The 21,794-nt window shown below is 57.9% G+C and carries 21 protein-coding genes; all 21 read left to right on the forward strand.

The annotated features are described in order from the left end of the window. The first annotated feature begins 12 nt into the window (after positions 1 to 12). The 21 genes from E0L13_RS09105 (at position 13) to E0L13_RS09205 (ending at position 21,753) form a co-directional block, all read left to right on the forward strand. A complete protein-coding gene (locus E0L13_RS09105) occupies positions 13 to 1,929 on the forward strand; it encodes a TonB-dependent receptor (protein WP_168061925.1) in 1,917 nt (638 codons plus the stop codon). A gap of 21 nt (positions 1,930 to 1,950) precedes the next feature. After that, positions 1,951 to 2,925, forward strand: coding sequence for an ABC transporter substrate-binding protein (locus E0L13_RS09110; RefSeq protein WP_168061927.1), 975 nt, complete (start codon positions 1,951 to 1,953; stop codon positions 2,923 to 2,925). Beyond that, positions 2,922 to 3,914 (forward strand): iron ABC transporter permease, encoded by a 993-nt coding sequence (locus E0L13_RS09115; protein WP_168061929.1) that lies wholly within the window; start codon positions 2,922 to 2,924, stop codon positions 3,912 to 3,914. The genes E0L13_RS09110 and E0L13_RS09115 overlap by 4 nt, the downstream gene beginning before the upstream one ends. A gap of 5 nt (positions 3,915 to 3,919) precedes the next feature. Beyond that, positions 3,920 to 4,705 (forward strand): ABC transporter ATP-binding protein, encoded by a 786-nt coding sequence (locus E0L13_RS09120; protein ID WP_168061931.1) that lies wholly within the window; start codon positions 3,920 to 3,922, stop codon positions 4,703 to 4,705. 10 nt (positions 4,706 to 4,715) lie between these two features. Continuing rightward, positions 4,716 to 5,852, forward strand: a complete 1,137-nt coding sequence (gene cbiD, locus E0L13_RS09125) for a cobalt-precorrin-5B (C(1))-methyltransferase CbiD (RefSeq protein ID WP_168061933.1) — start codon at positions 4,716 to 4,718, stop codon at positions 5,850 to 5,852. Beyond that, entirely contained in the window at positions 5,852 to 6,553 is a 702-nt protein-coding gene (cobI, locus tag E0L13_RS09130) for a precorrin-2 C(20)-methyltransferase (RefSeq protein WP_206081605.1), read from the forward strand. Before cbiD ends, cobI begins: the two co-directional genes overlap by 1 nt. 9 nt (positions 6,554 to 6,562) lie before the next feature. Beyond that, positions 6,563 to 7,321, forward strand: a complete 759-nt coding sequence (gene cobM, locus E0L13_RS09135; RefSeq protein WP_168061937.1) for a precorrin-4 C(11)-methyltransferase — start codon at positions 6,563 to 6,565, stop codon at positions 7,319 to 7,321. Between the two features lie 48 nt (positions 7,322 to 7,369). Further along, on the forward strand, positions 7,370 to 8,434 hold the full coding sequence (locus tag E0L13_RS09140; protein ID WP_168061939.1) for a cobalamin biosynthesis protein: 1,065 nt from the start codon (positions 7,370 to 7,372) through the stop codon (positions 8,432 to 8,434). After that, a complete protein-coding gene (cobJ, locus tag E0L13_RS09145; protein WP_168061941.1) occupies positions 8,431 to 9,162 on the forward strand; it encodes a precorrin-3B C(17)-methyltransferase in 732 nt (243 codons plus the stop codon). Before E0L13_RS09140 ends, cobJ begins: the two co-directional genes overlap by 4 nt. Beyond that, positions 9,159 to 9,923 carry a precorrin-6A reductase gene (cobK, locus tag E0L13_RS09150; protein WP_168061943.1) on the forward strand — a complete coding sequence of 255 codons (765 nt, stop codon included), beginning with the start codon at positions 9,159 to 9,161 and terminating at the stop codon, positions 9,921 to 9,923. Before cobJ ends, cobK begins: the two co-directional genes overlap by 4 nt. Next, positions 9,920 to 11,134, forward strand: coding sequence for a precorrin-6y C5,15-methyltransferase (decarboxylating) subunit CbiE (cbiE, locus tag E0L13_RS09155; RefSeq protein ID WP_168061945.1), 1,215 nt, complete (start codon positions 9,920 to 9,922; stop codon positions 11,132 to 11,134). Before cobK ends, cbiE begins: the two co-directional genes overlap by 4 nt. Continuing rightward, on the forward strand, positions 11,131 to 12,519 hold the full coding sequence (locus E0L13_RS09160) for a cobyrinate a,c-diamide synthase (RefSeq protein WP_206081606.1): 1,389 nt from the start codon (positions 11,131 to 11,133) through the stop codon (positions 12,517 to 12,519). The genes cbiE and E0L13_RS09160 overlap by 4 nt, the downstream gene beginning before the upstream one ends. After that, positions 12,509 to 13,141: a precorrin-8X methylmutase gene (locus E0L13_RS09165; RefSeq protein WP_168061947.1), complete on the forward strand. Its 633-nt coding sequence runs from the start codon at positions 12,509 to 12,511 to the stop codon at positions 13,139 to 13,141. Before E0L13_RS09160 ends, E0L13_RS09165 begins: the two co-directional genes overlap by 11 nt. A 163-nt stretch (positions 13,142 to 13,304) precedes the next feature. Next, positions 13,305 to 13,760 carry a MarR family transcriptional regulator gene (locus E0L13_RS09170; protein ID WP_168061949.1) on the forward strand — a complete coding sequence of 152 codons (456 nt, stop codon included), beginning with the start codon at positions 13,305 to 13,307 and terminating at the stop codon, positions 13,758 to 13,760. Between the two features lie 3 nt (positions 13,761 to 13,763). Beyond that, positions 13,764 to 14,846, forward strand: coding sequence for an efflux RND transporter periplasmic adaptor subunit (locus tag E0L13_RS09175; RefSeq protein WP_168061951.1), 1,083 nt, complete (start codon positions 13,764 to 13,766; stop codon positions 14,844 to 14,846). Continuing rightward, the gene (locus E0L13_RS09180; protein WP_168061953.1) at positions 14,843 to 17,881 is read left to right on the forward strand and encodes an efflux RND transporter permease subunit; all 3,039 of its coding nucleotides are present in this window, start codon (positions 14,843 to 14,845) and stop codon (positions 17,879 to 17,881) included. The genes E0L13_RS09175 and E0L13_RS09180 overlap by 4 nt, the downstream gene beginning before the upstream one ends. Before the next feature lie 231 nt (positions 17,882 to 18,112). Continuing rightward, a complete protein-coding gene (locus tag E0L13_RS09185; RefSeq protein WP_154877039.1) occupies positions 18,113 to 18,658 on the forward strand; it encodes a shikimate kinase in 546 nt (181 codons plus the stop codon). A 7-nt stretch (positions 18,659 to 18,665) separates the two neighbouring features. Continuing rightward, positions 18,666 to 19,628: an ATP-dependent 6-phosphofructokinase gene (locus tag E0L13_RS09190; protein WP_087478688.1), complete on the forward strand. Its 963-nt coding sequence runs from the start codon at positions 18,666 to 18,668 to the stop codon at positions 19,626 to 19,628. Between the two features lie 110 nt (positions 19,629 to 19,738). Then, complete coding sequence (locus E0L13_RS09195; protein WP_087478689.1) at positions 19,739 to 20,404, forward strand: amino acid ABC transporter permease; 666 nt, start codon at positions 19,739 to 19,741, stop codon at positions 20,402 to 20,404. Then, entirely contained in the window at positions 20,391 to 21,110 is a 720-nt protein-coding gene (locus E0L13_RS09200; protein WP_168061955.1) for an amino acid ABC transporter ATP-binding protein, read from the forward strand. The genes E0L13_RS09195 and E0L13_RS09200 overlap by 14 nt, the downstream gene beginning before the upstream one ends. 139 nt (positions 21,111 to 21,249) lie before the next feature. Next, on the forward strand, positions 21,250 to 21,753 hold the full coding sequence (locus E0L13_RS09205) for a lecithin retinol acyltransferase family protein (RefSeq protein WP_168061957.1): 504 nt from the start codon (positions 21,250 to 21,252) through the stop codon (positions 21,751 to 21,753). Positions 21,754 to 21,794 lie beyond the last annotated feature (41 nt).

The following is a 21,794-nucleotide window of genomic DNA, read 5'->3' on the forward strand; positions in this document are numbered from 1 at the left end:
AGGAGCATATATATGACATCACATAAAACGCTGCTTTCGCTGATCTGCTTGTCGCTGGCAGGAAGCATACCTGTCGGCGCGGCGGCAACGGACGCAGATACAGATACAATCGTCGTAACGGCTGATCGCTATCAGCCGGTGCTGACGGCTCAGGCGTTGCAGGGAAAACAGTCGAACACGGCGGTCATTACGGCGGAAGATTTGGAACGCAATCAATATATCGACGTGCAGACGGCGCTGGAACAGGTAAATGGCGTCACCGTGACGGAACAGGTGCCGGGAACGTCGGCCTACATCCGCCTGAACGGCGACGACCGGGTCCTCGTCCTCGTCGACGGCCAGCCTATTACGAACCCTCAGAGCGCCGCCTATGGCCGTGGGACCGTCGATTTGCAGACCTTGCCCGGCGTCGACCACATCGAACGAATTGAAGTGACCAAGGGCAGCGGGTCCGTCCGTTACGGCAGCGGCGCTGTCGGCGGTGTCGTCAACATCATTACGAAACGCGGCGGTCAAAACCGGACGACGCTGGACGTCAATACGGGCTCGTGGGGAACGCACAATTATTCCCTGACGACGAGCGGCTCCAGCGGCAATACGTCATGGTACGTCACGGGCAGCCTGTGCCATCGGAAGTATTACCAGTTCAACGACGACGGATACGATACGGATGAAAGCCGCGGCGATTACAATAAGGATTCCCTGACGGCCCGCATCGACCAGAAACTGAACGACAGCAGCTCCTTGACCTTTTGGGCTACTCATACGAATTTTCAGGGCCATGGCTCGACCTTCGACGACTCCGATGAACAGCCGGGCTTGCAGACGATTACGGCCAACAAGCGGATTGAGCGGCTGAACAACAACTACAGCCTTACGTATACCTTTGGTGAAGACGGCGATACGCCGGGCTTTATCCGCTATTTCAATAACTATTCCAAAAATCTTTGGACCTACCATTTCCATTCCCGCTATCAGGGTGTACAGGCTGAAAACAGCTGGAAGCTGGACGATCACAATGTGCTGACGGCCGGCGTAGAATGGACGAAGGATGAGGGAACCAATGTGTCCTCGGGATATATTGATAAAGAACGGACAAACCGGGCCGTTTATTTGGAAAATGTCATGACTTTCGGTAAATTGAATGTTACGCCGGGCATTCGTTTGGACGACAACAGCGAGTTCGGCTTCCACAAGACGCCGCGCATTGCCATGAATTATCAGCCTAATGAAAAATGGAATGTGTATGCGAATTGGAGCCGCGTTTTTGCCGCACCGAAACTGAATGATTTGTATTATTATTTAGAAACCCCAAAAAAAGATGAACATGGTAATTCTTATACTAAAACTTCGTATGGAAATCCTGATTTAGAGGCTGAAACAGGATATACGCAGAATTTTGGTATTACATATCAATATGATGAAAAAACTCAGTTTGACGTTAATTTCTTCCGTAGTAGCTTGACCAACGCAATTCGCTGGGATAGAGGAGAGATAGAATCTTATGTACGCAATCTCAATAAAGAAGAAAAGCGCGGCGTAGAAATTTCTATGAATAAGACCATCAACGACAAGTGGGATTATGAATTAGGCTATTCTTATATTCATACGAAAATTGATGAAGGCGATGGCAAGGGAATGCATGCCGACGAATCATTCAACCGCCCCAACGGCTACCATGCAGGCCTGCATTTTCACAACAAGGCCTGGAAGGTCAATATGACCATGAACGCCGGCACGGGCCGCGACGACGATTACTACATGCACGGCTCCTACGTGACGTGGAATCTCGGCGTAAGCTATGACGTTACGAAAGATTTTACCGTATACGCCCAAGTGAATAACCTGACCAACGAAGGGTACGACATGTACCACGATTACCCGTCGGCCGGGCGGTTCTGGCTGGCTGGGGCGAAATACAGCTTTTAGCAGATGACAGGAGGGGATAGGATGCATACGAAACGGTGGTTTCTTTGGGCCGGTCTGTGTTTGTGCTTGGTTGCCCTGCTTGCCGCCGGCTGCGCGCCGCAGAACGCCGCGACGGCCCAGGGAAGCGGGCAGGCTGACGGGGCCTATGCTGTCATTACGGACGATATGGGCCGGAACGTACGGCTGGCAGAGAAGCCCCGGCGCGTCGTCGTCCTGTCTACGTCCCTATTGAATATGGCCGACGCCCTCGACGGCGAGCTGGCCGGCCGGGCGACGGTCAAGGCCGAAGACGCTGAGCTGCCTGAGCGATATGCAGCGGTGCCAGACGTAGGGCCTGTGTACAACGTGAGCGTTGAGAAAATCATCGAGCTCCAGCCCGATCTGGTCGTAGCCAGCGAGGTGCAGCACCAAAAGCTGGTGTCCTTGCTGGAGCAGAACGGCATTCCCGTCATCGCCCTGCGCAGCAAGACCTATGACGACGTAAAGCGGAATTTAGCCGTCTTCGGGACGATTTACGGCAAGAAAGAGGCGGCCGAGGCTCGGGCGGCGGAAATGGATGAGGCCATAGAGGCCATCGTCGCCAAAGCGCCGCAGGACCATAAAAAAGTCGCTATCATCCACGCGACGCCCAGCTCGGTGACGGTACAGCTCGAAACCAGCATTGCCGGCTGCGCGGCCAAAATGCTTCATCTGGATAACGTCGCCGCCGACGCCCAGACCAGCGGAACGATGGAAAAGGTTCCCTACAGCATGGAAGCGCTGGCGGAAAAGGATCCCGACATTATCTTCTTCACCTCTATGGGGCCGGCGGAAAAAATAGAAGAGCGGATTCGTCAGGATGTCATGTCGAATCCGGCCTGGGCGACGCTGCGGGCCGTAAAGGAAGGAAAGGTATACGTTTTGCCTGAGCGGTACTTCCTCCTGAATCCCGGCCTCGAGTATCCCGACGCCGTAGCCTATATGGCCCGGCTTGCCTATCCGGAGGCCTTCTCATGATAGGGCCGCGCAACCGCCTGGCCTGGCGCTGCCTCATGCTGGCTCTTTTTGCGTCGGCGGCCCTCGCCGGCGTCGTCGCGTCTGTTGCCCAGGGAGCGGCGGTGATTCCTCCCGGTCAGGTGCTTTCTATTTTATGGAATCCAATGGCCCAGACGGCAGACCAGATCGTGTGGAATCTGCGCCTGCCCCGGGCGCTGACGGGAGCCATGGTCGGGTCGAATCTGGCCGTAGCCGGAGCTATCTTACAGGCGGTCATGCGCAATCCTCTGGCAGACCCGCATATTATCGGCATTTCTGCCGGCGCGGGCATTACAGGCATCGCCGTTCTCGTCCTGTTTCCGGCCATGACCTATCTCATGACACCCGTGGCGTTTCTCGGGGCGATGGCGGCGGCCGGAGCGATTTACGCCCTGGCCTGGAAAAACGGCATCAAGCCGGTACGGATTATTTTGGCCGGCGTAGCCGTTTCGGCTTTTTTGAGCGCCGGCATTTCGGGGATTCTCGTATTTTACAGCGACAGGGTACACGGCGCGTTGTTGTGGATGGTCGGCGGTTTTTCGGCGGCCAGCTGGAATGAAGCGGCCGTCGTCGCGCCCTATTGGTGCGCCGGCTTGCTGCTGGCTTTGATTGGTGCTTATTACCTCAACGTCCTGCAGCTCGGCGACGACATGGCCCGGGCGCTGGGACTGAATATTGAGCTGGCCCGGGTGCTGCTCACGGCAGTGGCCGCCTTATTGGCCGCCAGCTCGGTCAGCGTAGCCGGCCTGCTGGGCTTTGTCGGCCTCGTCGTGCCGCACATGGTGCGCCTTCTCGTCGGCACGAATTACAGCTATATCATTCCCGGCTCGGCCTTGCTGGGCATGGCCGTCGTGACGCTGAGCGATACGCTGGCCCGGGTGATCTTCGCGCCGGTCGAACTGCCGGCAGGCTTGATCATGGCTTTTATCGGCGCGCCGTTCTTTTTATTTCTCCTGCGGAAGGAAGTGTGACAGCCATGGATTACGCCGTTTCGGCAGAGCATCTGTCCCTTTCCCTAGGAGGCAGGGATATCCTGCGCGATGTTACCCTTTCCATTGAAACGGGCAGCATCACGGCCGTCGTCGGGCCCAATGGCTGCGGCAAGAGTACGCTTCTCAAGACCATGAGCCGCATGCTGCGGCCGGACAAGGGGACGATTACTATTTTCGGACGGGACATCACTTCCTTCAGCCGGCGGGAGCTGGCCCGTCATATTGCTGTGCTGCCTCAGCTGCATCAGGCTCCCGACGACATGACGGTCCGCGAATTGGCGCGCATGGGGCGGTTTCCCTATCGGACGTTTTACCGCCCGGCGTCGCCGAAGGACGAATTGTATGTGGAAAAGGCCCTGCATGCCGTCCGGCTGGAAGACAAGGCCAACGCCGTGGTTCAGCAGTTATCGGGCGGTGAGCAGCAGCGCGTCTGGCTGGCTATGCTGTTAGCCCAGCGGTCGTCGATTTTATATTTGGATGAGCCGACGACGTATTTAGACATGCGCCATCAGCTGCACATGATGCGCCTTCTGAACCATATAAACGAAAAATTAGGACTGACCATCGTCGTCGTCCTTCACGATATGAATCAGGCCCTGCAGTACACGCAGCAGGCCATCGTCATGAAAGACGGAGAAATCGTCTGTACAGGACGTACCTCCGACGTGCTGACGCCGGACCTGATGTGCCGCGTCTTCGGCGTACAGGCCGAGCTGGTACAGACGTCAGATGGCCGCAGGGCCTTGATTCCTCTGGGATTGGAACGATAAGGAGGAGTCTATGGATTTATTTTCCGTAACAGGCGGCAAAAAGCTTCGCTGCGGTTATACGACGGGTTCCTGCGCCGCTGCGGCGGCGAAGGCTGCGGCCCATATGGCCCTGACGGGAGAGGCCGCAGCCGCCGTATCGATTACGACGCCGCAGGGCGTTGTACTGACCTTGGAAATCCATGACAGCGCCGTACATCCCGGCAGGGCGCGCTGCGCCGTCGTCAAGGACGGCGGAGACGACCCGGATATTACAAACGGCCTGTTCGTCTATACCGACGTGGCCTTGACAGATCAAGGTATCGACATTCGAGGCGGAGAGGGTATCGGCACGGTGACCAAGGCGGGCCTTGCCTGCCCTGTCGGCGAATGGGCTATCAATCCCGTGCCGCGCCGCATGATTTGCCAGGCCTTGGAAGACGTGAAGACGGCCTGCGGCTATGGCGGCGGCTTTGCCGTGACGATTTCTATTCCCGGCGGCGAAGCGGTGGCGAAGAAGACCTTCAATCCCCGTCTGGGCATCGTCGGCGGTTTGTCCATCTTAGGGACGACAGGCATCGTCGAGCCCATGAGCGAGAAAGCTCTGGTCGACACGATACGGCTGGAAATGGACGCCCGCAAGGCTGCCGGTGACAGGCATTTGCTAGCCTTCTTCGGCAACTACGGCGTTGATTTCAGCCGCAGCCGGCTGGGCGTTGACGTGTCCAGGCGGGTGACGATCAGCAACTACGTCGGCGAGCTCCTGGACTACGGCCTGTACTGCGGCTTTGAGGATATCCTGCTCATCGGCCATCTGGGCAAGCTGGTCAAGGTGGCCCAGGGGATTATGAATACGCATTCGGCTTATGCCGACGGGCGCACGTCCTTTCTGTCTCTGGCGGCTATGCTGTGCGGCGCGTCCCGACGGACGGGTCAGGCCGTGTACGATGCCGTGACGACGGACGAAGCCGTGCGCATCCTGACGCAGGAAGGACTGCGGGAGGCCGTCATGGCTTTTACGTGCCAAAAGATAGAATATTATATGGAGCAGCGCGTTCACGGCGAAGTGCAGACCGGCGCCGTCCTATTTTCTAATACGTACGGCGTTCTGGGCTGTACGAGCCGGGCGAAGAAGCTGCTTTTACATCATACGACAAGGGAGATACCATGATGAAGGGAACCTTATATTGCATCGGCGTCGGGCCGGGCGACCCGGAGCTCATTACGGTCAAGGCATTAAAACGAATTCAAGCCTGCCCGGTACTGGCTGCTCCGCAGGGACGGGCCGGCGTAGGGACGGCCAAGGACATTCTGCTGCAGGCCGTCGCCGCGATGGCCGACGTAGATTTGCAGGGAAAAGACATATTGAACATCGATTTTCCTATGACCCGCGACGAAGCCGCTCTGGCTAAAGCCCATGCAGACGGCGCGTCGGCTTTGGAAGAAAATCTGGCGGCCGGACTGGACGTGGCTCTCATTACGCTAGGCTGCCCGACGATCTACGCGTCAAGCCTGTACGTCCAGCGCATCGTCGAGAAACACGGCTACAAGACGGAGATCATCCCCGGCGTGCCCAGCTTCTGCGCCGCCGCGGCCCGATTGGGACGGCCCTTGTGCGAAAGGGACGAAACGCTGACGATTATTCCCGGAAATCGGAGCGACCGCCGGGAATTGCTGGCCATGGACGGAAGCAAGGTCGTCATGAAGCCGGCGGGGCCGCTGGCTGATTTGAAACAGGATTTGGCCGCCGCCGGCAGGCTGGACGCCGCGTCTATGGTCGAGCGGTGCGGCATGGCCGGGGAGAAGATATATACGTCGCTGAAGGACGCAGAAGACGGGCCGTATTTTTCCGTCGTTCTGGTCAAGGAATAGGAGGCTGCCATGGTACATTTCATCGGCGCCGGACCAGGCGCGCCCGACTTGATCACCTTGCGGGGAAAATCCCTGCTGGAACAGGCCGATGTCATTATTTACGCCGGATCTCTGGTGAATCCGGTTCTTTTGGAGTATGCTAAAGAGAGATGCGTCGTGAAAAACAGCGCATCCATGACCTTGGAAGAGGTCATTTCTGTCATGGAACAAGCCGAGGCGGAAGGAAAGGTCACGGTCCGCCTGCATACGGGCGACCCGTCCGTATACGGAGCGATCCGCGAGCAGATGGATATCCTGGCGGAAAAGGGAATTGCCTTCGACGTCGTGCCCGGCGTCAGCTCCTTCTGTGCAGCGGCGGCGGCCCTGCAGGCCGAATACACCCTGCCTGGCGTGAGCCAGTCCGTCGTCATCACGCGCATGGAAGGGCGTACGCCTGTGCCGGACCGGCAGAAAATCGCCGATTATGCCGCCCACAAGGCGACGATGGTCATTTTCCTCAGCGCCGGCTTGCTGGAAGGACTGCAGGAGGAGCTGCAGAAAGGCGGATACGACGGACAGACGCCGGCAGCGATCGTCTACAAGGCGTCGTGGCCGGAAGAACGGGTCTGCCGCTGCACTGTCAGCACGCTGGCCGAGACGGCCAAAACACAGGGCATCGACAAGACGGCGCTCATCCTCGTCGGTGAGTTTCTCGGCGGCGCCTATGACAGAAGCTTATTATATGATCCTGCGTTTACCCATGGATACCGCCAAGGAAAGACGAAATAAGGCGGCCCGGATACGGCAAGGTATGCCCGTACGAGGAGGCAGATTGGTATGGAAGCAGTCGTTTTTTCATTTACCGCCGCGGGGACGGCGCTGAGCCTGCGCATCGGCCCCGTGTTATCTGAATTGGGATTCGTCGTAACCCATGAAACGATGAATAAATTTATTCCTATGAATCCGGCCGTGCTGCGGCCCTTTCCCCTGAATGTAGCCGAAAGTGTCCGCCTGGCCTTTCGAAATGCCGAAGCCCTCGTCTTCGTCGGTGCGGCAGGCATCGCTGTGCGCGCTGTCGCGCCGCAGCTGCGGGGCAAGGAGAAGGACCCGGCCGTGCTGGTCGTCGACGAAAAAGGGGAATACGTCGTTCCCCTGTTATCCGGCCATATCGGCGGGGCGAACAACATCGCCCGGTATCTGGCGAAGGGGCTGGGCGGCCATGCCGTCATCACGACGGCGACGGATGTCAACAATCTCTTTGCCGTCGACGAATGGGCGGCGGTGCAGGGACTGCGCCTGTCGTCCCTGAGCGACGCCAAGGCCTTCGCCGCGGCGCTTCTCGAACGGGGACAGGCTGGATTGTACAGCGACTTTCCCTTAAGCGGCGACGTGCCGGCCAGCTTGGTGCAGGCTGGGCAGGGCCCGGCTGGTCTGGCCGTTACGGTAAAGGACGAGTGCCGTCCCTTTGCCGTGACCGTCGTGGCCCGTCCGCCGATCCTGCATATCGGCGTAGGCTGCCGCCGCGGCGCGAGCGCCGATTTCATTGCCCGCCGCGTCGGTGAAGATATGGAACGGCTCCACCTGAGCTGGGACGCCGTAGCCGATGTCAGCACGATTGATATAAAAAGGGACGAAGCAGGCATTACGGAATTTGCCCGGGCACGCCATCTGCCGGTACGCTACTATACGGCGCGGCAGCTCAACGACGCGCCGGGAAAATTCATTTCGTCAGGGTTTGTGCGCCGCGTTGTCGGCACGGACAACGTCTGCGAGCGGGCTGCTGTCTTATCCAGCCATGGCGGCCGGCTGCTGCTGGAAAAATCGGGCCGCGACGGCGTGACTGTAGCCATTGCCTGCGAAGAATACGTCGTCCAGTTCGGCAAGAAGGAGGACAAGGTATGAAGCATACGGTGTATGTCGTCGGCATCGGGCCGGGCGGCCCTGCCGGCATGACGGCCGAGGCCCGTCAGGTGCTGGACCGCTGCGACTGCATTATCGGATATACTACGTATATTGGACTGATAAAAGAGGAATATTCTCATAAAGAACTGTTGGATACGGGCATGACGAAGGAAGCAGACCGCTGCCGCCTGGTCATAGACAAGGCCCGCGAAGGCAAGATCGTGTCCCTCGTTTCCAGCGGCGACGCCGGCGTGTACGGCATGGCCGGCATCATGCATGAAATGGCGGCGGACTGCGATGACATCGACGTCGTCGTCGTGGCCGGCGTGACGGCGGCCTGCTCGGGAGCGGCTCTGCTGGGCGCGCCTCTGACACACGATGTTTGCCTCATTTCCCTCAGCGACTTGCTCACGCCCTGGGAGGTCATTGAAAAGCGCCTGCGCTGCGCCGCTGAAGGCGATTTCGTCATCGTCCTGTACAATCCGGCCAGCAAAAAACGGGCCGGCTACCTGCGCAAGGCCTGTCAGATTATCCTGCCTTATCGGCCGAAGAATACGCCGGCCGGCATCGTCCGCCATATCGGCCGCGACGGCGAGACGGCGGAAATCACGACGCTGACACAGCTGCAGGACATGGTGCTGGATATGTTTTCCACTGTCTTTATCGGCAACAGCCAGACCAAAGTGCTGAAGGACAAGATGGTGACGCCGCGCGGGTACGTCCTGTGACGGCCGTCTGGATTGCCGGCGGCACGACGGAAGGTCGGCTGCTGGCGGAATACGCGGCGGGACTGCCTCTGACGGTATACGTGTCCGTCGCGACGGACTACGGCGCGGCCCTGCTGCCGAAGGCCGATCATATCCGCATTGTCCGGCGGCGCATGGACCGGCAGGCTATGATTGCCTTTCTGCGCGAGTATCATATACGGCTGGCCGTCGACGCGACCCATCCCTATGCCGCTGCAGTGACAGACAACATACAAGCCGCCTGTCGGGAAGGGAGGGTTCCTTATTGCCGCGTCGTCCGGCCCTGTACGGAGCACGGCGGCGTCGTCACGGTCGACTCGATGGAAGAGGCAGCGGACATGCTGAGCCATACGACGGGAAGGATATTCCTGACGACAGGCAGCAAGGATTTGGATATCTTTGCCGCCGTTCCCGATTACAGGGAGCGCATGTACCTGCGCATCCTGCCTCTGCCGTCGTCGCTGGAGCGAGCCCTGTCTCTGGGCTACGACCCGGCCCATATTATCTGCATGCAGGGTCCCTTTTCGGCCGACCTGAACGCCGCAATGTTTGCCCAGACCCAGGCGGCCTATGTCGTCACCAAGGACTCAGGGCAGGCCGGCGGCTATGGCGAAAAGGAAGAAGGAGCCCGTCGGGCCGGCGCCGTCCTTATCGTCGTGAAGCGGACGGCGGAAAGGGGAATTTCATTGGAAGACGTAATAAAACGGCTGCGGCAGGCAGCTTGCGGGGAGGAAAGGGCATGAAGGTATACATCGTCGGCATGGGGCCGGGACATCCTGATTTTTTGACGATACAGGGGAAACGGGCTGTCGAAGAAAGCCGGGTTATCTTGGGCGACAGGCGCATGACCGAGGCCTTTTCCTCCTTGGGAAAGAACATAATTTCAACGTATAAACCGTCGGAAATACGGCGCGTCCTAGCGTCTATGGAAGACGGAGACGGGCCGGCGGCCGTCGTTGTGTCCGGCGACGTCGGCTTTTTTAGTTTAGGTCGGCTGCTGACAGACATTCCGGGCTGTACGGTCATATCTTGCCCGGGTATCAGCAGCCTCGCGTATTTTGCCGCCAAGGTGCGGACGCCATGGCACGACGCATACTGCGTCAGCCGGCACGGCCGCCGGGAGTCTGTCGCCGCCGCCGTATACGGCCATCAGAAGGTATTCTGCCTGACCGGCGGCAGCGATACAGTATCTCTGATTTGCCGGGAGCTGTGTCAGGCCGGTTTGGGCCATGTCCGCGTCGATGTTGGACAGAATCTATCCTATGGAGACGAGCAAATCCTGTCCGGCACGGCGGACGAGATGGCGGGGCAGGATATTGGCGGCCTGGCCGTCATGATGATATACAACGATCATCCCTTGCCGACGACGACGCCGGTCCATGGCCTGCCCGACGATGCCTTTGTCCGCGGCGGCGCGCCTATGACCAAGCGTTCCGTCCGGGCTGTCGCCGTTTCCCATCTGGCGCCGCAGGCCGGTGACTGCGTGTACGATATCGGAGCCGGTACGGGGTCCTGCACGGTCGAGCTGGCTCGCCAGACTCCTTTCGGACAGGTATACGCCTTTGAAATCGACGAAGAGGCATTGTCCTTGGTGCAGGAAAACTGCCGCCGCTTCGCCGTGGAAAACGTTTCCATCGTCCCGGGCGACGCCGCCGAAACGATGGAGCCTATTCCAGCGCCGGACTGCGCCTTTATCGGCGGCACGAAGGGAAAGATGGCGAATATCCTGGACGGCATATACGGAAAAAACGCGGCCTGCCGCATCGTCATGACGGCTATTACCATCGAGACGCTGGCCGACATTACGGCCTATTATAAAGATGAGACCCGATATACGCTGGATATTACGCAGCTCAGCGCGGCAGAGAGCCGGCGCGTCGGCCCGTACCACATGATGACGGGGCAAAATCCCGTCTATATCCTGACGGCGCTGCCGAAGGAGGGACGCCTATGAAGGAGACGAGGACGCCGCGGCTGATGATTGCCGCCCCTAAAAGCGGCGGCGGCAAAACGACCATCGTCTGCGCGCTTCTGCGGGCCCTGCAGAAGATGGGATTGACGGCGGCAGCTTTTAAGAGCGGCCCCGATTACATCGACCCCTTATTTCACAGCCGCGTCCTCCAGACAGCGTCTCATACTCTGGATTTGTTTTTATTCGGAAGAGGCGGGCAGGGGGCGGCGACGGCCCGCTATCTGCTGGCCTCAGGCAGCGACGGCGCAGATATCGCCGTATTGGAAGGAGCCATGGGCTATTACGACGGCGTCGGCACGACGAGCGAGGCCAGTGCTTATGATTTGGCTAAGGTCACGAATACGCCTGTCGTCCTCGTCGTCGACGGCTCCGGCGCGGGACTGTCCCTGGCGGCTCAAATCAAGGGGACGGCGGCCTTCCGGCGGGACAGCCGGATTGCCGGGTTTATCGTCAATCACGTCAAGCCCGGCGTGTACGCCTACTTTAAGGACGCGTGGGAGAAAGAGACAGGACTGACCGCCTTCGGCTGTTTTCCCGACATGGCCGGCTGCGCCTTTGCCAGCCGCCATTTAGGATTGGTCACAGCCGGGGAGATTGAAGATTTCCGAAGTAAAATAGACGCGCTGGCCGAGCAGGCAATGCAGTCTGTCGATATGGACGCTCTCGTATCCCTGGCCCGGTCAGCGCAGCCTTTGCCGTACGAAGTGCCTGTGCTGGAGCCGGCAGGGCCTGCCCGCATCGCTGTGGCCAGGGACGAAGCCTTCTGCTTTTATTATGAAGACAGCCTGACCTTGCTGAAGCAGCTGGGAGCGGAGCTGGTATATTTTAGTCCCCTCCACGACGAAAGGCTGCCTGACTGCGAAGGCGTGTACCTCGGCGGCGGCTATCCGGAGCTCTACGCAGAAGCCTTAGCAGCCAACGCCGCGATGAAGGGCAGTTTAAAACGGGCTTTGTCAGATGGCATGCCCTGTGTTGCTGAGTGCGGCGGCTTTATGTACCTGTTGGAAGAATTTTCCGCAGGAGAGCAATCCGTTTCCTGGTGCGGCGTCCTGCCGGGAAGTTCGAAGATGACGGATCACCTGACCCGATTCGGCTACGTCACGCTGACAGCCGAAGAAGATACGATGCTCTGCCGCCGCGGCGATACCATCTGCGCCCACGAATTTCATTATTCCGACAGCACGGACAACGGCGCTGCCTTTACGGCCCGAAAGGCGTCGGGAAGGCGATCGTGGCCCTGCGGGCACAGCGAAGGCCGCATTGTTGCGGCGTATCCGCACATTCATTTCTGGGGCAATCCGGACTGGGCCCGCCGGTTCGTCGCCGCATGCCGTATGTACAGGGAGGAACGCCATCATGAAGATTGAACATATTTTGCCGGCCGACATCGAACGGCGCAGCATGGAAATCATCGAAGAGGAGCTGGGGGAAATCTGCCTGCCGCCTATGGAAAAGGACGTCATTAAGCGGGTCATCCATACCAGCGCCGATTTTGATTACGCCCGGACGCTGCGCTTCAGCGATGCCGCCGTGGAGCGGGGATTGGCTGCGTTGCGGCAAGGCTGTACTATCGTGACCGATACGAACATGGCTTGTACGGGCATCAGCCAGGCCGCTCTCGACAAGCTGGGCTGCCGCAAGGTTTGCTTTATGGCCGACGCCGACGTAGCTGCTGAAGCAAAGGCCAAGGGGACGACGCGGGCCGCCACCTGCATGGACAAGGCCTGCCGACTCGAGGGGCCGGTCATCATCGCCGTCGGCAACGCGCCGACAGCCCTCATCCGCCTTCATGAGCTCATGGAGCAGGGAGACATACGGCCGGAGCTCGTCATTGCTGTTCCCGTAGGCTTCGTCAACGTCGTCTATGCCAAGGAGCTTATTATGGCCGGCAGGGCGCCTTATATCGCCGCTAAAGGCCGCAAGGGCGGCAGCAACGTCGCCGCGGCGATCTGCAATGCCCTGTTGTACAAGCTGACGCGGAACGCCTGACTTCATCAATATATGTATTCGTAAAGCCTGTCTTTCCCCGTGATGACGATATAGGGGGAAGGACAGGCTTGTTTGTTCTTGTGCCAATGGGATAACTCTGTTATACTATATATAGATAGTTGATTAAGTCAACTGAATGGTTGGCGAAAAGGAGGCCTTACCTATGGATTACTCGCAGATACGATATACCTTCGGCGTGCTGAACCGCCGTTCCCAGGCTTATATTACCGACGCCTGCCGGCCGTGGCGCATCGGCTACAGCGAATATGTGCTGCTCGTCGAGCTGTACCGCGGCGACGGCTGCAGCCAGGATGAGCTGAGCAGGCAATTATCCGTCGACAAAGGCTTAATCGCCCGCTGCGTCAAATCGCTGGAAGAAAAAGGCTATGTACGGCGCAGGCAGGATGAAAAGGACAAGCGCTTTAAATATATTTATCTGACGGAGCAGGGACAGCAGGCACGGGATGGACTGCTGCACATTTCGGAAGTATGGATTCAGGCCCTGACTCGGAATATGGATGAAAGGATGCTGGCCTCTACCTTGCAGGGGCTGCAGCAGGCGGCGCAGAATGCTGCTGTCCTGACGTGGGATGCAAGGGACGGAGAAATGGAGGGATGACATATGAAGGCATCGCAAACGTGGCTGTACGTCGCGGCTCTCGTCGTGTTTGCCGCAGCGGCGGCCGGATGCGGCCAGCAGCCGGCGCAGACGGAAGGACCGCAGCTGGTCCGCACTGTTACCGTCGGCGCTGAAGCTGAAAGGGCAGCCGGCGCTTACTCCGGCACGGTGCGGGGCCGCTATGAAAGCGCCCTGGCCTTTCAGGCCGGAGGACGCATTACGGCGCGCAACGTCCAGCTTGGTAGCGTCGTCCATGCCGGAGACGTCCTCATGACGGTGGACCCAAAGGATGTCGTCCAGTCCGTATATCAGGCTCAGGCCCAGGTCAATGCGGCCCAAGCCCAGCTTCAATTAGCCGAAGCCAATCTGGCCCGCTACAAGCAGCTCTTTTCCCAGGACGCCGTGAGCGCCGCCGCCCTCGACCAGTACCAGACGGCTTACGACCAGGCGGCTGCCCAATACCAGCAGGCTGCGGCTCTGCAGCAGGCTCAGGAGAACCAGCTGTCCTATACGAATTTGACGGCTGACGCCGACGGCGTCGTATCAGCTCTTTCTGGCGAAGTAGGGCAGGTCGTTGCCGCCGGCCAGACTGTGCTGACCCTCGTTCATTCGGGCGAACTGGAGGTGCAGATCGACGTGCCTGAAAACAAGCTGGCTGAATTCCCTGTCGGACAGGCTGTAACCCTTTCCTTCTGGGCCCTGCCCGGTCAGACGGCTCAGGGGACAGTACGGGAAGTATCGCCCATGGCTGATGCGGCTTCCCGTACCTACGCCGTGCGCGTTGCCGTCCCGTCGCCTCCGGAAGGCATGCAGCTGGGCATGACGGCCAGCGTGCATGTCGGCGCGGCAGACGGGAGCGGCTCGTATACCTTGCCCTTATCTGCCCTGTACCAGACAGGCGATGCACCGCAGGTCTGGGTCGTCGGCAAAGACGGGACCTTGTCCTTGAAGACCGTTTCCGTCGAAGGCTTCGGCGATAATACCGTCGCCGTGACGGGTGTTGCCGCCGGCGACGTCGTCGTCACAGCCGGCGTCCACATGCTGCGCGAAGGGCAGAAGGTACGGACGGAAGGTGAGGGCACATGAGAAACTTATCGGAACTGGCTATTAAAAACAGAACCCTCGTCTGGTATTTCATCATCGTCATCGCCATTGCCGGCGTTTTTTCCTATATGAAGCTGGGCCGCATGGAAGACCCGGCCTATACGGTGCGGCAAATGGTCGTCACCGCCGCCTGGCCCGGCGCGACGGCACGGCAGATGGAAGAACAGGTGACGGATAAAATCGAAAAGAAGCTTCAGGATACGCCGAACCTCGATTACCTGAAAAGCTATTCCCGCCCCGGCCAGACGGTCATTTACGTGTACCTGACTGACCAGGCGCCGCGGGACACCATCCGCGACACGTGGCACGAGGTGCGAAACTTGACGGAAGACATGAAATCGGAGCTGCCTGACGGCGTCGTCGGGCCGTTTTTCAACGACCGCTTTGACGATGTATACGGCTCGGTGTATGCCGTGACCGGCGACGACTACTCCTATGAAGAGCTGCGGCAGAAGGCCGAGGAAATCCGCCGCATCATGCTGACCGTCGAGGACGTGAGCAAGGTAGAGCTCGTCGGCGAGCAGTCGGAAGCAGTCTATATAGAAATTGCCAACGATAAATTGGCCGAGCTGGGAATTCCGCCGACGGCTATTTCCGACGCCGTCAGCGGGCAGAACGCCATGACGCCGGCCGGCATGGTCGATACGGAATCGGACAACGTATACCTACGCGTCAGCGGCGTTTTCGACGATTTGGAAAGCATCCGCAACCTGCCCATCAACGCCAACGGCCGCCTGTTCCGTCTCGGCGACATCGCCTCTGTCGAACGGCGCTATACGGAGCCGGCGGACCCGAAGATGTTTTTCGACGGTAAACCTGCCGTAGGCATTGCTTTATCTATGAAAAACGGCGGCAATATATTGGAGCTGGGAAGCAATCTGGAAGAGATGCAGCAGTACGTCAAGCAAAATTTACCGGCCGGCATGGAGCTCCATCAGGTATCGGACCAGCCTAAGGTCGTCGAGGAATCTATCGACGATTTCGTCGATACCCTCCGCGAAGCTATCCTCATCGTGCTGGCCGTCAGCTTCCTGAGCCTGGGCCTGCGGACGGGCCTTGTCGTAGCCTGCTGTATTCCCCTGGTCCTGACGGGCGTATTCTGCGTCATGGAAGTGGCCGGCATTGACCTGCACAAGGTATCCTTAGGGGCCCTGATCATTTCCCTGGGCCTTCTCGTCGACGACGCCATCATCGCCGTGGAAATGATGAGCGTCCAGCTTGAGAGGGGCATGAACCGTCTCGACGCGGCCTGTCATGCCTTTAAGGTGACGGCCAAGCCCATGCTGACGGGGACCCTCGTCACCTGCGCCGGTTTTATCCCCGTGGCCTTTTCCGACGGCGCGGCATCGGAATTTTGTCAGGCCTTGTTCCCGGTTATCTTGTCGGCTCTGGTGCTGTCGTGGCTCGTGTCGGTCATGGCTGCGCCCTTGTTCGGGTACTATCTTATCCGGGTGAAAGAGGTTAAGACGGAAGAGACGCTGTACCAAAACCGCTTTTACGATGGGTTCCGCGCCGTTCTCGTATGGTGCCTGTCTCATCGGCGGGCCGTTATAGGCGGCACGGCGGTGTTGTGTATTGCCTCGGCAGGGCTGATGAAGTATATTCCCCAGGAATTTTTTCCGCCGTCCCTGCGGCCGGAAATCATCGTTGAAATGACCTTGCCGGAAGGCTCGTCGCTGGCGGCGACGGAAAAGGAAGCAGCTGCGTTGGCCCGGTATCTGGATACGAAGCCCGGCCAGATAAAAAATTATTCTTATTATGTCGGCGAAGGAGCTCCCCGCTTCGTTCTGACTCTGGAGCCCGTCCTTCCGGCCGACAATTACGCCCAGTTCGTCGTCGTAGCGTCCGACGTAGAGGGCCGGGAAGCCCTAGCCGAGGATATACGGCGCGAAATAGAAGAACGACAGCCCGGCGTGCGCTGCAATATCAAGAGCATCCCTCTGGGGCCGCCTTCGGATTATCCCATCATGCTGCGCGTGTCCGGCTATGACGTCGACAAGGTGAAGGCCTACGCCGCCCAAGCTGCCGACGCGGTGCGGCAGGACCCGAACGTCCGCCAGGTCTTCCTCAACTGGGAGCAGAAGAGCGAAATCGTCCAAGTCCGCCTCGATCAGGACAAGCTGCGGGCTATGGGCGCGTCAGGCCAGACCATTGCCCAGACGCTGTATACGGAACTGAGCGGCGCGACGATTGCCGAGTATTACGGGGCTCCCGATAAGACTATCGCTATCCAGCTTCGCCTTTCGCCGGACGGGCGGAATGATTTATCCCGTATCCGCAGCCTGCCCGTCTATGCCGGTACGGCGGGCTACGTGCCGCTGGAGCAGGTGGCGACGATTTCCTACGGTGCCGAAGAGGGCCTTATCTGGCGGCGCGATTTGAAGCCGACTATTACCGTCGAAGGGACGATCCGCTCCGGTACGGCCAACGATGCGACGCAGAAGGCCTACGATGACACGGCGGCCATTCGCAGCTGTCTGCCCTTCGGGTACTCTATTGAAATAGACGGCGATTTGGAAAACAGCCAGAAATCCTTGGGGTATCTGCTCAAGCCCGTGCCGGACATGGTGCTGCTCATCATGACCCTGCTCATGATCCAGCTCCGCAGCGTCTCTCTCATGGCCCTGACCCTGATTACAGCTCCTATGGGCATCGTCGGCGTAGCCGTTGCCATGCTGCTGCTCGGCAAGTCTTTGGGATTTGTGGCTTACCTGGGTATATTAGCCCTGGGCGGCATGATTATCCGCAATTCGGTCATCCTCATCGACCAGATCAAGCAGCATTTGGCTGCCGGCGAAGACCCGTGGCACGCCGTCATCGACTCGGCCGTCCTGCGGTTCCGCCCGATCATGCTGACGGCTGCGGCGGCGATTCTCGGCATGGTTCCCCTCATGACCAGCATTTTCTGGGGACCGATGGCCGTGGCCATTGCCGGCGGCCTTCTCGGCGCGACCGTGCTGACTTTACTAGTCCTGCCGACGATGTATGCGGCATGGTTCCGCATTTACCCGGAGTAGGGTAGACATTTCGTCCCCCGCAGGGTCGCGAACAGCCCGCCTCGTCCGTCGGTCATCCGGCAGTATCATTGGGACCAAAAAGAAATACAAGGCGCATCTTACATATTTTTGAAAGAAATTATATGTAAAATGCGCCTTTTTCTATCATTTTCATGTGGCAAGATAGAAAAATTTTGCTATAATAGAAAGCGTACCCAAAGATGGAGAATACTAAGCAAGGGAGGTGCGACGATGAAACGGAATATTGTTCTCGTAGGCATGATGGGGAGCGGCAAAAGTCATATAGGACGAAAACTGGCCCAGCGGCTGGGCTGGCAGTTTGTCGACACGGACCGGCGTATCGAACGGGCCGTCGGCATGACTATTGCCGAATTTTACGCCCATGCCGGCGAAAAGGGGTTTCGCGAACGGGAGCTCAACGTCCTGCAGCAGGTCAGCCGCTATCACGAAGCGGTTATTTCCTTTGGCGGCAATTTTCCCATGAGTATAGAGACCTACCGTATTTTACACCGCCATGGTTTCATTATCGCCCTTTTGTCGGAGCCGTTCCGCGTGGAAGAACGGGTGAGCCGCCACATCGGGAAGCGGCCTACCGTCGATTACGACAACTTACGGGAATTTGTCCATAACATGATGCGCCAATGGGAAGAAATCTATCCCTACTGCGATTGTGTCGTCGATACGACGCGGGGCGGAGCATCGCAAATCGTTGATACGATTGTCCAGAAGATAGAAGAAAAGAAAGTGCAGTTTATTGCCAGAGAAAAAGGAGTATGATGTCATTATGATTAGTAAAATCGGCGTATTGACCAGCGGCGGCGACGCCCCGGGCATGAATGCGGCTATTCGCGGCGTAACGCGCTATGCGATTGAAAAGGGTTTGGCTGTTGAAGGGATTATCCGCGGTTACGAAGGACTGCTTCGTCATGAAACGATAACCTTGGATCGCAGGACTGTCGGCGGCATCATCCACCGCGGCGGTACGATCCTGCGCACAGCCCGCTGTCTGGAATTTATGGAAAAAGACGTGCAGAAGGAAGCGGCAGATTACCTGCGGTCCCTGGAAATCGACGCCCTCGTCGTCATCGGCGGCGACGGCTCCATGCGCGGTGCCCAGGCGCTGAGCCACTGCGGGATTCCAACGATGGTTATCCCCGGAACTATCGACAACGACATGATGGGAACCCAGTACACCATCGGTTTCGATACGACGGTCAATACCGTTCTCGAATCGATCAATAAAATCCGCGATACGGCGTCGTCTCATGAACGGGTTGCCGTCATCGAAGTTATGGGCCGCAACGCCGGCTTCATCGCCTTGTACGCCGGCATGGCATCAGGGGCCGAAGCCGTCCTCGTGCCGGAACACGAAGTCAACCTGCCGCGCCTGTGCGAACATCTGGCGGAATCGCACCGTATCGGCAAGCTGAGCAGCATCGTCGTTGTTGCGGAAGGTGCGGCTAAGGGAACGGATGTCGTGGATTACATCAAAGAGCACACCTATCTCGAACCGAATCTGACCGTTCTCGGATATGTACAGCGCGGCGGCGCGCCCAGCGCCCTCGACGCTACCATGGCTGGCTTATACGCTCAGAAAGCCATTGATTCCCTGCTGGCGGGAACATATAACTGCGTTATCGGACTCATTGGCCGCCGCATCGCCGCGACGCCGTATTCCGAAGCGCCGCATTTCCATTTCCCCATCAGCGATAATATGTACCAACTTGTTCATATGTTGGGCCGATAAGGGAATAATGCGTTGACAACGCATAAAAATGCAATTATAATAGGTCAAGGTATAATTTATCTGGTAATTGCATGTTTTATGCATATTGTTGCGGAATAGGAGTGTTTTTTATGTCATTTGATTTTAGTCTTATTATAGACTCCTTGCCCTTGCTGCTCACCGGTGCTGCCGTTACGATTGAAATCACGGCTATTGCCGTGGCCTTAGGCTTTATCCTGGGCCTGATCACCAGCGTCTGCCGCCTGTCGAGCATTAAGATCCTGCGGGTCATTGCGATTTGCTATGTAAATATCATCCGCGGTACGCCTATGCTGGTACAGATCTTCCTGATTTACTTTGCCCTGCCTATGATTATCGGCGAGCGCATCAATCCCTTTGTCGCCGCCGTTGCCGCCTGCTCGATCAACAGCGGCGCCTACGTATCGGAAATCTTCCGTGCCGGCATTCAGGCTGTCGATAAGGGACAGATGGAAGCAGGCCGTTCCCTGGGGTTGTCGTGGATGCAGACGATGCGGTACATCATCCTGCCTCAGGCTTTTAAAAATGTCATCCCGCCCTTGGGCAACGAATTCATTTCCATGACCAAGGAAACGTCCTTGGTTTCGGTCATCGGCTTTGAAGAATTGACGCGCCGCGGTCAGCTCATTATCGCAAAGACCTACGGCTCCTTTGAAATCTGGATGACCGTCGCGGCCCTGTATTTAATCATGACCCTGAGCATCGCCCAGCTCGTCAGCTTCTTGGAACGGAGGTTTGCAACGGATGATAGAAATTAAAGGATTGAAAAAAAGCTTCGGCAAGCACGATGTCCTGCGGGGCATCGATTTGACCATACACGATAAGGAAGTCGTCGTCATCATCGGCCCGTCCGGCTCCGGCAAGAGCACGATCCTGCGCTGCATCAATTATCTGGAAAAACCGACGGCCGGCGAAATTATCGTCGACGGCATCAGCATGAGCGACGCCAAGAGCATCAACAACATCCGCAAGGAAGTCGGCATGGTGTTCCAGCGCTTCAACCTGTTTCCTCATATGACCGTACTGGAAAACATCATCCTGTCACCGATGAAAACAAGAGGCGAATCGCGGGAAAACTCGGAAAAAACGGCGATTAAGCTTCTGGAAAAGGTCGGCCTGGCCGATAAGAAGGATGCCTACCCGGGCACGCTGTCCGGCGGCCAGCAGCAGCGCGTGGCGATTGCCCGCGCCTTGGCGATGAAGCCGAAATTCATGCTCTTCGACGAACCGACGTCGGCTCTCGACCCGGAAATGGTCCGGGAAGTACTGGACGTCATTAAGGACCTGGCCAAGGAAGGCATGGCCATGGCTATCGTTACTCATGAAATGGGCTTTGCCCGTGAAGTGGCCGACCGCGTCTTATTCATCGACGGCGGCTATATCCTCGAAGAAGGCAAGCCTGATGATATCTTTTTCCATCCTCAGGAAGAACGGACACAGTCCTTCCTTTCGAAAATTCTATAAGCAAGGCAAAACGCGGCTGTCCCGGCAGAGGGGCCGCGTTTTTTTGTGCGTTTATGGTTGAGTCGATATGATATAATAGAGATAAGCAGGCGCTGAGCGGCGGCTCTAGCGCAATGGGACAGACAGGAAGGTAGAAACGATGGCAAAGAAGAAGGCAAAGGCAGGCGACGTCATATTCGTAGACCGAGGGTTGTTTCGCCATTTCGGCGTATATGTCGGCCACGACCGGGTCATACATTATGCGCCGCCGAAGGGCGAATTCAAGTTTGACGCTGACGAGGCCTGCATCCACGAGGCTTCCATGGAGGAGTTTTTAGACGGCGATGAAACCTATTATGTATGCGATTTTTCGGAGGACGACCATCGAGACGACGAGGATGACTCGTGGTGGGACATGTTTCGCTCGGCCTTGGAAGCTATCGTCGGCGAAGAAGAGCCGAAAGAACAGTTTCATCTGTATACGCCCCGGTCTACCATAGCCAGGGCTAGGCGGCGCATTGGCGAGAAATCCTACGATTTGCTGGAAAACAACTGCGAGCATTTCGCCCTGTGGTGCAAGACGGGTATTTCCGAATCCCGTCAGGTCGACGGCCTGATGGACTGCATTTCGACGGTAAAGCTCGTGGCGAAATTACTGGATTAGACCGGACGAAAAAAAGTCTCAGAAATATATTCTGGGACTTT

The organism is Megasphaera sp. SW808 (genome assembly GCF_012027795.1).
In the GTDB taxonomy this organism is placed as follows: Bacteria; Bacillota; Negativicutes; order Veillonellales; family Megasphaeraceae; genus Megasphaera; species Megasphaera stantonii.

Bases quoted from the DNA above. Each gene is read 5' to 3' on its own strand.
- E0L13_RS09200 (WP_168061955.1), top strand. From the start codon at position 20,391: ATGATAGAAATTAAAGGATTGAAAAAAAGCTTCGGCAAGCACGATGTC.
- E0L13_RS09110 (WP_168061927.1), top strand. From the start codon at position 1,951: ATGCATACGAAACGGTGGTTTCTTTGGGCCGGTCTGTGTTTGTGCTTG.
- E0L13_RS09140 (WP_168061939.1), top strand. From the start codon at position 7,370: ATGGAAGCAGTCGTTTTTTCATTTACCGCCGCGGGGACGGCGCTGAGC.
- E0L13_RS09105 (WP_168061925.1), top strand. From the start codon at position 13: ATGACATCACATAAAACGCTGCTTTCGCTGATCTGCTTGTCGCTGGCA.
- E0L13_RS09160 (WP_206081606.1), top strand. From the start codon at position 11,131: ATGAAGGAGACGAGGACGCCGCGGCTGATGATTGCCGCCCCTAAAAGC.
- E0L13_RS09185 (WP_154877039.1), top strand. From the start codon at position 18,113: ATGAAACGGAATATTGTTCTCGTAGGCATGATGGGGAGCGGCAAAAGT.
- E0L13_RS09170 (WP_168061949.1), top strand. From the start codon at position 13,305: ATGGATTACTCGCAGATACGATATACCTTCGGCGTGCTGAACCGCCGT.
- E0L13_RS09190 (WP_087478688.1), top strand. From the start codon at position 18,666: ATGATTAGTAAAATCGGCGTATTGACCAGCGGCGGCGACGCCCCGGGC.
- E0L13_RS09195 (WP_087478689.1), top strand. From the start codon at position 19,739: ATGTCATTTGATTTTAGTCTTATTATAGACTCCTTGCCCTTGCTGCTC.
- E0L13_RS09120 (WP_168061931.1), top strand. From the start codon at position 3,920: ATGGATTACGCCGTTTCGGCAGAGCATCTGTCCCTTTCCCTAGGAGGC.
- cobJ (WP_168061941.1), top strand. From the start codon at position 8,431: ATGAAGCATACGGTGTATGTCGTCGGCATCGGGCCGGGCGGCCCTGCC.
- E0L13_RS09115 (WP_168061929.1), top strand. From the start codon at position 2,922: ATGATAGGGCCGCGCAACCGCCTGGCCTGGCGCTGCCTCATGCTGGCT.
- E0L13_RS09165 (WP_168061947.1), top strand. From the start codon at position 12,509: ATGAAGATTGAACATATTTTGCCGGCCGACATCGAACGGCGCAGCATG.
- cbiD (WP_168061933.1), top strand. From the start codon at position 4,716: ATGGATTTATTTTCCGTAACAGGCGGCAAAAAGCTTCGCTGCGGTTAT.
- E0L13_RS09175 (WP_168061951.1), top strand. From the start codon at position 13,764: ATGAAGGCATCGCAAACGTGGCTGTACGTCGCGGCTCTCGTCGTGTTT.
- cobI (WP_206081605.1), top strand. From the start codon at position 5,852: ATGAAGGGAACCTTATATTGCATCGGCGTCGGGCCGGGCGACCCGGAG.
- E0L13_RS09205 (WP_168061957.1), top strand. From the start codon at position 21,250: ATGGCAAAGAAGAAGGCAAAGGCAGGCGACGTCATATTCGTAGACCGA.
- cbiE (WP_168061945.1), top strand. From the start codon at position 9,920: ATGAAGGTATACATCGTCGGCATGGGGCCGGGACATCCTGATTTTTTG.
- cobM (WP_168061937.1), top strand. From the start codon at position 6,563: ATGGTACATTTCATCGGCGCCGGACCAGGCGCGCCCGACTTGATCACC.
- E0L13_RS09180 (WP_168061953.1), top strand. From the start codon at position 14,843: ATGAGAAACTTATCGGAACTGGCTATTAAAAACAGAACCCTCGTCTGG.